The organism is Lentzea sp. DG1S-22 (genome assembly GCF_036321065.1).
Lineage (GTDB): Bacteria > Actinomycetota > Actinomycetes > Mycobacteriales > Pseudonocardiaceae > Lentzea > Lentzea jiangxiensis.
Window position 1 is genome coordinate 3,105,420 of sequence record NZ_CP143276.1, and the last position, 11,554, is coordinate 3,116,973.

At 70.3% G+C, this 11,554-nt stretch carries 10 protein-coding genes; 6 read left to right on the forward strand and 4 right to left on the reverse strand.

The features are described 5' to 3' along the window. Nucleotides 1-280 precede the first annotated feature (280 nt). Genes V1227_RS13575 through V1227_RS13585 form a run of 3 tightly spaced genes read left to right on the forward strand, consistent with a single transcriptional unit; the run spans nucleotide 281 to nucleotide 3,758 of the window. On the forward strand, nucleotides 281-2,539 hold the full coding sequence (locus V1227_RS13575; RefSeq protein ID WP_329792902.1) for a transglycosylase domain-containing protein: 2,259 nt from the start codon (nucleotides 281-283) through the stop codon (nucleotides 2,537-2,539). A 58-nt stretch (nucleotides 2,540-2,597) separates the two neighbouring features. Continuing rightward, nucleotides 2,598-3,329, forward strand: coding sequence for an anti-sigma factor (locus V1227_RS13580; RefSeq protein ID WP_329792903.1), 732 nt, complete (start codon nucleotides 2,598-2,600; stop codon nucleotides 3,327-3,329). A gap of 42 nt (nucleotides 3,330-3,371) precedes the next feature. Further along, complete coding sequence (locus V1227_RS13585) at nucleotides 3,372-3,758, forward strand: NAD-binding protein (RefSeq protein ID WP_329792904.1); 387 nt, start codon at nucleotides 3,372-3,374, stop codon at nucleotides 3,756-3,758. 62 nt (nucleotides 3,759-3,820) lie between these two features. Here the strand turns inward: V1227_RS13585 and V1227_RS13590 are convergent, their stop codons facing one another. Together V1227_RS13590 and V1227_RS13595 are read right to left on the reverse strand one after the other, a co-directional pair. Beyond that, nucleotides 3,821-4,468: a fasciclin domain-containing protein gene (locus V1227_RS13590; protein WP_329792905.1), complete on the reverse strand. Its 648-nt coding sequence runs from the start codon at nucleotides 4,466-4,468 to the stop codon at nucleotides 3,821-3,823. Nucleotides 4,469-4,692: 224 nt separating this feature from the next. Next, entirely contained in the window at nucleotides 4,693-6,198 is a 1,506-nt protein-coding gene (locus V1227_RS13595) for a molybdopterin-dependent oxidoreductase (protein WP_329792906.1), read from the reverse strand. Nucleotides 6,199-6,513: 315 nt separating this feature from the next. Between V1227_RS13595 and V1227_RS13600 the strand changes: the two genes are divergently transcribed. Then, complete coding sequence (locus V1227_RS13600; RefSeq protein ID WP_329792907.1) at nucleotides 6,514-7,347, forward strand: endo alpha-1,4 polygalactosaminidase; 834 nt, start codon at nucleotides 6,514-6,516, stop codon at nucleotides 7,345-7,347. A gap of 55 nt (nucleotides 7,348-7,402) precedes the next feature. Here V1227_RS13600 and V1227_RS13605 read toward each other — a convergent pair whose 3' ends face one another. Together V1227_RS13605 and V1227_RS13610 are read right to left on the reverse strand one after the other, a co-directional pair. After that, complete coding sequence (locus V1227_RS13605) at nucleotides 7,403-8,632, reverse strand: extracellular catalytic domain type 2 short-chain-length polyhydroxyalkanoate depolymerase (RefSeq protein ID WP_329792908.1); 1,230 nt, start codon at nucleotides 8,630-8,632, stop codon at nucleotides 7,403-7,405. A 202-nt stretch (nucleotides 8,633-8,834) separates the two neighbouring features. Then, nucleotides 8,835-9,299 carry a MarR family winged helix-turn-helix transcriptional regulator gene (locus V1227_RS13610; RefSeq protein ID WP_329792909.1) on the reverse strand — a complete coding sequence of 155 codons (465 nt, stop codon included), beginning with the start codon at nucleotides 9,297-9,299 and terminating at the stop codon, nucleotides 8,835-8,837. A gap of 102 nt (nucleotides 9,300-9,401) precedes the next feature. Here V1227_RS13610 and V1227_RS13615 point away from each other — a divergent pair, with 102 nt between their 5' ends. Further along, entirely contained in the window at nucleotides 9,402-10,565 is a 1,164-nt protein-coding gene (locus V1227_RS13615) for an FAD-dependent monooxygenase (protein ID WP_329792910.1), read from the forward strand. Between the two features lie 9 nt (nucleotides 10,566-10,574). Beyond that, nucleotides 10,575-11,405, forward strand: coding sequence for a PhzF family phenazine biosynthesis protein (locus tag V1227_RS13620; protein WP_329792911.1), 831 nt, complete (start codon nucleotides 10,575-10,577; stop codon nucleotides 11,403-11,405). Nucleotides 11,406-11,554 lie beyond the last annotated feature (149 nt).

An 11,554-nucleotide genomic window follows, 5' to 3' on the forward strand; every position in this document is an offset into this window, starting at 1 on the left:
ACGATCGTCGCGATCGCGGCGGCGCGAACGACGCGAGATCCGGCACTTCCTAGCGAAGGCATTGGATTCCTCCCCGGTGCGTGAATGTCCTGATGGGCAGCTACCCGTGCCGGGAACGGAAAAACCGGACACGGTCCGGTTGACACGAGCGAGTGACTGGAATGCTTCTTCCGCACAGCGGGTGACCATTTCACCGGCTCCGGTTCATTCGAACCGGGCGCCTGACCGCGCATTCGCCGGGTAACCGCCGGAGACCACCGTCGGCGAGGGGAGTGTGGTCGTGAACCGCTGGAGGATCGCGCGCTGCGCGGGGAAGCTCGCGGGCCTCTGCCTGCTCGCCGGAGCGCTGGTCGCCGGCCTCCTCTTCCCCGCCACCGCGACGCTGGGCGCGCTGTCGAACAACATCAGCGATCAGGTCAAGTCCACTTTGGCCCAGATCCTGAACACGGAACCACCGTTGATGACGACGGTGACCGACAAGGACGGCACGCCGATCGCGTACCTGTACGACCAGTACCGGGTGCGCACGCCGCCGGACAAGATCTCGCCGCACATGAAGGACGCCCTGTTCGCGATCGAGGACCGCCGGTTCTACGAGCACCACGGTGTCGACTGGTTCGCCACCCTGCGCGCCGCCGCCCGCAACAACGCGAGCGGGTCGGTGGAGCAGGGCGCGTCGACCCTGACGCAGCAGTACGTGAAGAACTACCTAGTGCACGTGCTCGCGCGCACGGACAAGAACGCGCAGCGCGCGGCCCAGGAGCAGAGCCTCACCCGCAAGCTGCGCGAGGCCCGCATCGCCGTGGGTCTGGAGACGGCGCTGAGCAAGGACGAGATCCTGGCCCGCTACCTCGACCTCGTGCCGTTCGGGTCGACGATCTTCGGTGTCGCCGCCGCGGCCCAGGCGTACTTCGACACGACCCCGGACAAGCTGACGGTCCCCCAGGCGGCCACGCTCGCGGGCATGGTGAACAGCCCGACCGCCCTCGACCCGGAGGCGCGGCCCGACAAGGCGATCGAGCGCCGCAACCTCGTGATCGACGCGATGGCGACGGACGGGAAGGTGTCCAAGGAGGACGCGGACCGGCACAAGGCGTCCCCGCTCGGGCTGCAGGAGCCGGTGCGCACGCTGCAGACCGGCTGCGTCGGCGCCGGGCCGTCGTACGGGTTCTTCTGCTCGTTCCTCGTCGAGTACCTGACCGAGGCCGGCTTCAACCTGGAGGAGCTGAAGATCGGCGGGTACCGGATCGAGACCACGCTGGACCCCAAGATCACCGAACACGCCAAGGCCGCGGTCGAGGCGCAGGCACCGAAGAACACGCCGGGTGTCGCGAACACGATGGCCATCGTGCGTCCCGGCAAGGACGCGCACGAGGTCGTGGCGCTGGTGGCCAACCGCGACTACGGGCTCAAGAAGGAGGAGTTCGAGACGCAGTTCGACCTGCCGAGCGGCGTGGAGAACAAGTTCGGCACCGGCTCGGTGTACAAGGTCTTCACCGCGGCGGCGGCGTTGGAGAAGGGGATCGGCATCGACACGGTGATCCCCTCCCCCAACTCCTACACGTCGAAGGTGTTCAAGGGCGGCGCCACGTCCTGCCCGCCCACGGGTGAGCCGAACACCTACTGGTACTGCCTGTCCAACCACAACGACCGCTACCCGCCGCAGATGCCGCTGCGCCAAGCGCTTGCGACCTCGCCCAACACCGCGTTCGTGATCCTCGAGGAGAAGACCGGCCTCGACGCGGTGGTGGACATGGCGTCCAAGCTCGGCATGCGCAAGACCATGGCGACCAACATCGCCGGCGTGCCGCCGGACCCCAAGGGTCCCAAGGACCTCCGCGTCAACCAGGCGCAGTTCTACGCGGGCAACGGCAACGCGTCCTTCACCCTGGGCCCGGCTCCGTCGAGCACGCTGGAGCTGGCGAACGTGGCCGCGACGATCATGAGCGGCGGCACGTGGTGCAAGCCGACTCCGATCAAGAAGGTGCTGGACCGCAACGGCAAGCCCGTCGAGCTGATCAAGCCGCCGTGCGAGCAGGCGGTGCCCGAACCCCTCGCCAACGCACTGGCCGTCGGTCTCAGCGAGGACAGCAAGGGCCAGGGCACGGCGGCGTCCGCGGCGGGCAAGGCCGGCTGGAAGCGCCCGATGATGGGCAAGACCGGCACGACGGAGGAGTACAAGTCCGCGGCCTACATGGGGGCCACGCCGGACTACGCCGCCGCCGTGCAGGTGTTCAACGACAGCACCTCGCCCCAGGGCATCTGCATCGGCGACGGTGCGCCCCGCCTGTGCCCCGAGGGCAACATCTACGGCGGCACCGTGCCCGCCGGGACGTGGTTCGACGCCATGACGAAGGTGCACGCCGACCTGCCGGAGAGGCCGTTGCCCGAGGTCGAGGAGCGGTACCGGCGCGGCGACGGGCAGATGAAGGAGACGGCGCCTCCTGCCGAGGCGGCCACGTCCCCGGCTCCCGCCCGGCCCTCACCGGCGTCCCCGGTGCCGCCGGCACCGCCGTCGTCCGCGCCACCGCGGCGGTGATCTCGGGATCGATCCGGTCCACGCCAATCCGGTCATCGGACGGCTTCGAAGTACGAGCGTGAAACCGGGACCGACGCGTGCGACGAACCCGCACCTGCTGACCGGTGTCCACGCGCTCGGCGCGCTGCCCGACGCCGAGCGCGCCGAGTTCGAGGAGCACCTGGGCCGGTGCCGGGCCTGTGCGGACGAGTCGGCCGGACTGGTGGCGGCCGCGGCCGTGCTCGGCGGCGCCGTCGACCACGTCACCCCGGCGGACCTGCGGACGAGGGTCCTCGAGGCGTTCCGGCTCGTGCGGCAGGTTCCGACCGGCTCCGAGACCGTGACCGTGTCGTCCCGGCGCCAAGGCTTCCTGCGGGCGGGTGCGCTCTTCGCGGCCGCCTGCCTGACCGCCGCGGCGGTGGCGGGGGTGCACGGCGCGCTGACCGGTTCGGTGGTCACGCCGGTGGCCGCTTCCCCGCACACCCCGGTCGGTGACCTGCTGGCGGCGCCGGACCTGCGGCTCGTCGCCGCGGGAGACCGGGCGGGCACGGTGGCGCTGTCGCGCAGCCGCGACGAGGTGCTGTTCCTGGCGGACGGCCTGCGCCCGCTGCCCGGCGACCGCGTCTACCAGCTGTGGCTGGTCGACGAGCACGGCCCGCGATCGGCGGGGACGGCGCGTGCGACGGGCGAGGTGGTGTCGCTGCTCGCCGGCGGCGTGGGCGGGGCCGGCGAAGTGGTGCTGACCGTCGAACCCGCGGGGGGATCACCGGGGCCGACGAGTGCGCCCGTCGTCACGGTCGACCTCCACTGAACCGGACGCAATCCGGCGGGGGTGCCGCACCGAATCCCGGGAATGACCGATCACATCCTCGTCATCGGATACGGCGACACCGGGCGTCACGCCGTGAACGCGGCGCTGGCCGTGCAACCGGACGCGCGGATGACCGTGCTGGACCTCGACTGCGTCGCCGCGGCGGAAGCCTGGGCCAACGGCGCCGACGCGGTCGTCGGGGACGGGCGTGACACGTGCTCGCTCGACGACGCCACCGCCGACCTCGCCGACCGCGTCATCATCGCGGTCCCGGACGACCTGGACGCGTTCCTGATCACGAGGGCGGTGCGTCCGCTGAACCAGGACGCCGTGATCGTGGCGGTCATCCGCGAACCCGCCAACCGCGCCATCTTCGCGTTCGACGGTATCGTGACCGTCCATCTGGGACAGACTGACGGCCGGACATGAGGAACTCCGGGAACCGCGTGGTGACGCGGTTCCCGGAGCCGCGATCCCGTGCCCTGGAGATGTCAGGCGGGCAGCAGGACCGAGTCGATCAGGTACACCGTGGCGTTGGCGGTCTTCACGCCACCGCAGATCACGTTGGCGTCGTTGACCTTGATCGCGTTGCCGGAGCCGCTGACCTTGACGGTGCCGGTCTGCACGGTCTTCTGCTCACCCGCGATCTTGTCCGGCGCGATCTGGCCGGGGACCACGTGGTAGGTCAGGATCTTGGTCAGCAGCGCGTCGTCGGTCTTGAGCTTCTCGATCGTCGCGGCGTCGATCTTCGCGAACGCCGAGTCGACCGGCGCGAACACCGTGAACTCCGCGCCGTTGAGCGTCGAGACCAGGTTCACCTTCGGGTTGAGCTTGCCCGACACCGCGCTCACCAGCGTCGTGAGCAGCGGGTTGTTGCTCGCCGCGACCGCGACCGGGTCGGCGGCCATGCCCGAGACGGAACCGGCACCGGACGGCACCTGCTTGGCGTAGTCGGCACAACCCGGGCCGACGAGGTTCGCGGCCGGGTCCGCCATCGCCGACGACGACGGTGCCATCGAGGTCGTCGTGGTGGTCGTGGAGCTGCTGCTGGCCATGTCGCCCGAGCCGCACGCCGCGCCGAACAGGGCGAGCGAGGCGGCGCCGAGGGCCAGGACGGTGTTGCGGACGGTCTTGTTCATGACAGGACATCTCCAAGGGGTGAGTGGAACTTCTGTTGCTCGTGATTCGCCACCGCTCCGAGGACGGATGGGTGTGGTTATCCTTCTGTTACCAACGGATTCGCGAATCGCGCGTGACTGCGGTGACGTTCCGCCTGAAATCGCAGTCCACTGTGGATCTGCAAGCCGGACCGGACTCGACCCTGCTCGACGACGACTTCCTGCGACCAGGCGGCGGTGACCGGTCAGCCGGCCACGGACGTGAACACCATCGAGTGCCAGCCGGTGGCACCGTCCGGAATCGGCGCGGCGCGCTCGTTGGTCTGCGTGTAGCCGTTGCGGTCGGTGGCACGGCATTCCACGGTGTGGTTGCCCTCCGGCAGGTTCAGCTCGATGCGCCACATGCGCCACGTGTCGACGTTGACTTCGGTGGCGAGCGTCGCCTGCTGCCACGCCCCGCCGTCGACCCTCACCTCGACCTTGTCGACGCCCAGGTGCTGGGCCCACGCGATGCCCGCGACGACGAACCTGCCCACCGGCACCCGTTCGAAGGACTTCGGCCGGTCGATCCTGGACATCACCTTGACCGGTGCCCTCTTCGCCCAGCCGCGCTCCGCCCAGTACGGGTCGAACGCGTCGAAGGTGGTGAGTTCCATGTCCACCAGCCACTTCGTCGCGGAGACGTACCCGTAGAGACCGGGAACCACCATCCGGACCGGGAAACCGCGCTCCAGCGGCAACGGCTCACCGTTCATCCCGACGGCCAGCAACGCGTTCGAGCCGGGCGCCATGATCGACGCCACCGGCGTGCCGCACGTCCAGCCGTCCACGCTGCGGCTCGCGAGCTGGTCGGCACCGGGCCGCACCCCCGCCTCGCGCAACAGCTCCGCCAGGTCGACCCCGATGAAGTTCGACGTCGAGATGTACGGACCACCCACCTCGTTGGACACGCACACGAGCGTGATGGTCTTCTCCACCAACGGCCGCCGCAGCAGGTCGTCGTAGGTGAGCACCATCTCGTTGTCCACCATGCCGTGCACCCGCATCCGCCAGTCCTCCGCACGCAGGCGGGGAATGCTGAGCGCGGTGTCCACGCGGTAGAACTTCTCGTTCGGCGTCAGGAACGGCGGGGTGCCCTCGCGCGCGAAGTCGGCGCCGAACGGGATCTCCGGCGCCTTCTGCCCCGGCCGCAGCGTGATGCCGCGCCGGGACGCCTCGACGTCCACCCGTCCGGCGAGGAACTGGCCGCCGGCCGCCGCGACACCGGCGCCGGCCGCGATCGCCGCCGTGGAGATCAGGAAACGCCGCCTGTCCTGCGCCGGCGCGGCAGCGGGCGCCTGGGCCCACAGCCAGCGGAACGCGGCGACACCGACGACGAGGCTCGCCAGCGGTGCCAGCACCGCCCACGTGGTCGAGGTGGGCCTGGCCAGCACGGCGGCGATCCCCAGCAGCCCGAGCGCGCCGGCGAGGGCGGTGCCGGGCCACGGGCTGCGCCGCGACAGCAGCCCCGCCACCACACCGAGCGCGACGAGCACGACGGCCATGCCCGCGAGCAGGACCACCTTGTCGTTCTCGCCGAACGTGCGGATCGCGAAGTCCTTGACCGGGTGCGGTGTCAGGTCGATCGCGGTGTTGCCTACCGCCAGGAACGGCGAGGCCAGCGGGCTCACGAGTCCCGCGACGAGGTGTCCCGCCGCCAGCGCCGCGGCCACCGACACCAGGCCGATGAGGATGGATCGTGTTGCCTTCACACCCCTGGTTCGGAGCAGGCCGCCGACCAGATTGGCCGGGTCCCCGATCAGGCGACGACGCCCGTCGAGCGCCACCGGTGACGACGAGGTCGGTCGTGTGCCCGGGCAGAGGCCGGAAGCGGTGTCGAGCGCGTTCGCCACGACCTTCAGCGACCTCGTGGTGGCAGGGAGGCGGGCCGCTCGCGATCGGTCCCGCACGGCTCGAAGACGCAAGGGCTGTGACCGATTGAGATCGCTTTCTGGCCCATCCGGGGGCTCCGTGGCTAGGGTCGCCCGCACTCAACCACTTGTGAGCGATGAAGGAGTCTGGCGCTTATGACATCCCCTGCGCGCGCCCTCACCCGGACCGCGCTCGCGGCGGTCGCCGCCGCGGCGTGCGCCGCCGGACCGCTGACGCCCGCGAGCCAGGCGGCTGCGGTCGAACTCCCCCCGGTCGGCGCGGTGCTCGACTACCAGCTCGGCTCCGCCTACACCCCGCCGGGCGGCGTGAACCTGGTGACGCGCGACAGCACCGCGTCGCCCGCACCGGGCATCTACAGCATCTGCTACGTCAACGGGTTCCAGTCCCAGCCCGGTGACCGCGACGTCTGGCTGAACCAGCGCGGCCACCTGGTGCTCAAGGACTCCTCCGGCAGGCCGATCACCGACCCGAACTGGCCGGACGAGCTCCTGTTCGACACCTCGACGGCCGCGAAGCGCACGGAGCTCGCCTCGATCATCGGCGCCACGATCGACCGGTGCGCGGCCAAGGGCTTCAAGGCGGTCGAGGTCGACAACCTCGACTCCTACCTGCGCTCCCGCGGCAAGCTGAGCGTGAACAACAACCTCGCCTACGCGAAGCTGCTCGCCGACCGCGCGCACGGCAAGAACCTCGCGATCGGCCAGAAGAACTCCGCCGAGCAGGCCTCGCGCGGACGCACCGAGGTCGGGTTCGACTTCGCGGTCTCCGAGGAGTGCCACCGCTGGGAGGAGTGCTCGTCCTATTCCGACGTGTACGGCTCGCACGTGATGGACATCGAGTACACCGATGACCTGCGCGGCACGTTCGAGGACGTCTGCGACGACCCGGACACCCCGGCCACGACGACGTTGCGCGACCGCTACCTGGTCGGGCCGGACGATTCCGGCTACGCGTTCGACCACTGCTGAGCCGACCGCCGGGGGTGGCGGTGCGCACCGCCACCCCCCGGAGCTCACGCGCCGATCAGCACTTCACCCAGTGGTTCGGCGAGGTCTGCCGGATCGCGCTGGTGGTGAAGGTGTTCCACAACCCCAGCGGCTGGTTCGAGCCCAGCGCGTAGGTCTGCCCCAGGTTGGCGTAGGCGCGGCCCGCGACGGTGTGGGCGTAGTTGCTCGCGGTGACGCACTGCGAGGTCGGCGGAGTGGTGGTCGTGGTCGAGGGCGGCGTGGTGGGAGTGCCGCCGGACAGCGCCCTCACCATGTTCACCACGGCCGTCATCTGCGGGCCGGTCTTGAGCGGGTACCGCGCGGACTGGTAGCCCCACCAGTCCCAGCAGCCGCGCGGGTTCCCGGTCATCGTGGTGGCCTGCGGGTAGAGCACGATCATGTTGTTGGTGTCGGCGTACTCGTTGAGATAAGCCTTGTCCAGCAACGCGTTGCCGATCAGCCCGAAGTACTGGTAGCACCCGTGCAGGGTCACCATCAGCTTGCAGGGCCCCGTTTCGCACGACCTCGGCACGTACGCGAAGCCCTCGCGGCCCATGCTGATCGCCGCCGCGTCGCCGCCGGGCGCGTGGGTGTTCTGGTCGAACCGGACCAGTCTGCCGGACAGCGCCGAAGCGGCAGGGTTCACCTGACCGAAGAGGTGCGTGAGCATCTCCTTCACCGGGTCGGTGGTGCCGCACCTGTTGACGTACGGCGAAGTCGTGGTGCCGCAGGCGTTCGGGCCGATCGGGCTGATCCACGCGTGGCCCGCCGCGGTGGCGTTGTCGTACACGACCCGCGCCCCGAAGTCGCGGTAGTAGGTGGCGAGATCGTCGTTCACCGCCCGGTCGACCGTGTCGTCGGCACTGCCGTGGAAGAGCCACACGGGATCGCCCGCCAGGTTCTGCGGTGGGTCGACGGACCCGGCCGAGGCGCGCGTGCGGGTCAGCTGCTCCAGCTCCGCCGGCGTCTTGCGGGCCTGGAAGGTGTCCATGCACGCGAGCAGGGCGGTGTTGAGGTCGTTCTGCGCGCAGTCGTAGGCACCGGCGGAGAAGATGCCCGCGCCCTGGAAGACGCTCGAATACGCGACGTGGAGCTGGTTCGCCATGAAGCCGCCGGACGACAACCCGCTGACGTAGGTACCGGTGACGTCGTACTTGGTGAGCGAGCCGGACTGCGGTGGCGGGACGGCCGCCAGCGAGATCGACAGGGATGCGGCGGCCAGGCCGGTGGCGGCCGCCAAAGCCAGGACCACGTTCCTCGGGCGCATGTGTTCGCCTCCGTCATTGCAGGCAGGACATGGCTTCCGAGGTTAGGAGCCGGCGAACGGGCAGCACCACGTGTGCGGGCTACACCTCGCCCGGCGCGCGGACGTTGCGCGGCACCATTGCCCCCGCCACCGCTGGAGGACTACGGAGAGATCGCTCCCGGCCCCGGGCGTGCAGGGTTCCCGCGCGACGGGCCCGGTCCGGTCAGCCGAGGTCGGCGACCCGCGCCTGGAGGTCGTCCACGAACCGGCCGAGCAGCCGCCCGAACGTCTGCTGGTCCTCCTCCGGCCAGTCGGCGATGGCGCCCGTGAACCAGCCGAGCACCGCCTCCAGGTAACGGCCGGCCGCGGCGGACCCGGAGCCGGTCAGCTCGATCAGGCGGGCGCGCTGGTCGGTCGGATCGGTGACGCGCTGGACGAGGCCGGCGCGTTCGAGGTCGTGCAGGAGCCGCGTGACGTGCGGGCCGACGACCTGCATCCGCGCGGCGATCTCCCCCACCCTCAGGGGCTGACCGGCCATGCGCAGGGTGATGAGCACGGTCAGGCCGGGCCGTTCCAGGCCTACACCGACCTGCTCCATCGCCCGCTCGACCAGCTGGCTGCGGTTCAGCACGGTGCCCAGCTGCATGAGGTGCGGTAGCAGCGCCGCGGGGTCCAGGCCCTCGCTCATCTCACTTACCTAACTTAGGTATATTCTTGCCTCGGTCGCAGTGAACCGTAGCGATCATCGCGATCCGAAAAAGGATACCTAAGTTAGTTATCTGGAGGGACCATGAGCACCGTCCTGATCTCCGGCGCCAGCATCGCCGGGCCCGCACTCGCGTTCTGGCTGCGGCGGCGGGGCGTCGAAGTCACCGTCGTGGAGAAGTCCCACACCCTGCGCGGCGGTGGCTACCCCATCGACATCCGCGGCACCGCGCTGGCCGTCGTCGAGCGCATGGGGCTGCTCCCCCGCCTGCGGGAAGCCCACGTCGACACGCGGCGGATCACGTTCCTCGACGCCGACGGCCGCGAGGCCGCCTCGCTGCGGCCGGAGGTGCTGATCGGGGGCGACGGCAGCGACCTGGAGGTCCGCCGCGGCGACCTCGCCGAGATCCTCCACGAGACCACGCGCGACGACGTGGAGTACCTCTTCGACGACACCGTCGTCGCGATGAGTGACGGGCCCGGCGGTGTGGACGTGACGTTCCGCAGCGGCCTCCAACGCACCTACGACCACGTCATCGGCGCCGACGGCCTGCATTCGGCCGTGCGCGCGTTGACGTTCGGACCGGAGGAGCAGTTCCACCGCTACCTCGGCTACTGCTTCGCGGGCTTCACGATGCCCAACCACCTCGGGCTCGACCACGAGGCCCTGCTGTGGAACGAACCCGGTCGCGCCGCCGCGCTCTACGCGGTGGGCAGTGGCGAGAACGTGCACGGCTTCCTCAGCTTCGCCCGCGACGAGGCACCGTTCGGGGCGTTCCGCGACCCCGAGGCCCAGCGCGACCTGGTGGCGTCGGTCTTCGCCGGCGACGGCTGGGAGGTCCCGCGCCTGGTCGAGTCCCTGCGTGCCGCCGACGACCTGTTCTTCGACACGGTCAGCCAGATCCGCATGCCGCGGTGGTCGTCCGGGCGGGTCGCGCTGGTCGGGGACGCCGCGTACGCGCCGTCGTTCCTCACCGGGCAGGGATCGAGCCTCGCACTGGTCGGCGCCTACGTGCTCGCCGGTCACCTCACCTCGGCTCCCGAGCGGGCGTTCGAGGCCTACGAACGCTCCACGCGCCCGTTCGTCGAGGCGAACCAGGGGCTGGTCGAGAAGGGCAACGCCGAACTGTTCCCTGGCACCGCGGAAGCACTCGCCGCGCGCAACGCCGCCTTGCGCGCACGGACCACCATGCCTGCTGAGGCCAGCCGTCCGGAGCACTCCGCGATGACGTTGCCCGATTTCGGTTAACGTCGCTGAATGCGGACGTTCAGCCAAATCGACGTGTTCACCGACGAGCTCACCAAAGGCAACGCGCTCGCGGTCGTGCACGACGCGGAGGGCCTGACCACGGAGCAGATGCAGGCCTTCGCGAACTGGACGAACCTCGCGGAGACGACGTTCCTCCTGCCGCCGACCGATCCCGCCGCCGACTACCGGGTGAGGATCTTCACCATCAGCCGCGAACTGCCGTTCGCGGGCCACCCGACACTCGGCTCGGCCCGCGCGTGGCTCGAAGCGGGCAACACACCGCGCGATCCCGGCCTGCTGGTGCAGGAGTGCGGGGCCGGGTTGGTGGAGGTGCGCCGCGACGGCCCGCGGCTGGCGTTCGCCGCTCCGCCCCTGGTGCGCAGCGGTCCGGTCGACGACCTGGAAGCCCTGGCGGCGGCACTCGCCATCGCGCCGGGTGAGATCGCCGGTGCGCAGTGGGCCGACAACGGGCCCGGATGGGTGGCGGTGCTGCTCCACTCCGCCGAGGCGGTGCTGGCCGTGCGACCCGATTACGCCCTTTTCGGTGCGTTCACCGGCATCGGCGTGGTCGGGCCGCACCGCGCGGGCGGAGAGGCGGCGTTCGAGGTCAGGGCCTTCGTCAACGAGGGCGAACGCTTCGAGGAGGACCCGGTCACCGGTAGCCTCAACGCCGCCATCGCCCAGTGGCTCATCCCGGCGGGAATCGCCCGGCAGCGGTACGTGGCGGCCCAGGGCACCGCACTCGGCCGGCGCGGGCGCCTGCACCTCGACCAGGTGGAGGGCCGGATCTGGGTCGGCGGGAACACCGTGCTCGGAATCACCGGACAGGTGGCGCTGTGATCGTCCTCAAAGGACGCTGTACCCCCGATCCAGGGGCTCAAACGTTGTTCTTGATCCGGTTCGGATGAGATGATTCGGAGGTGGTCACGGTTTCGAGCTGGTTGCATTCGCCGTGCCCCGCGCTTGTGGTTGACGCCGCCGGTGCAGTG

Coding starts and splice junctions, on each gene's coding strand:
- V1227_RS13585 (WP_329792904.1), top strand. CDS start 3,372: ATGACCGATCACATCCTCGTCATCGGATACGGCGACACCGGGCGTCAC.
- V1227_RS13590 (WP_329792905.1), bottom strand. CDS start 4,468: ATGAACAAGACCGTCCGCAACACCGTCCTGGCCCTCGGCGCCGCCTCG.
- V1227_RS13600 (WP_329792907.1), top strand. CDS start 6,514: ATGACATCCCCTGCGCGCGCCCTCACCCGGACCGCGCTCGCGGCGGTC.
- V1227_RS13605 (WP_329792908.1), bottom strand. CDS start 8,632: ATGCGCCCGAGGAACGTGGTCCTGGCTTTGGCGGCCGCCACCGGCCTG.
- V1227_RS13610 (WP_329792909.1), bottom strand. CDS start 9,299: ATGAGCGAGGGCCTGGACCCCGCGGCGCTGCTACCGCACCTCATGCAG.
- V1227_RS13615 (WP_329792910.1), top strand. CDS start 9,402: ATGAGCACCGTCCTGATCTCCGGCGCCAGCATCGCCGGGCCCGCACTC.
- V1227_RS13620 (WP_329792911.1), top strand. CDS start 10,575: ATGCGGACGTTCAGCCAAATCGACGTGTTCACCGACGAGCTCACCAAA.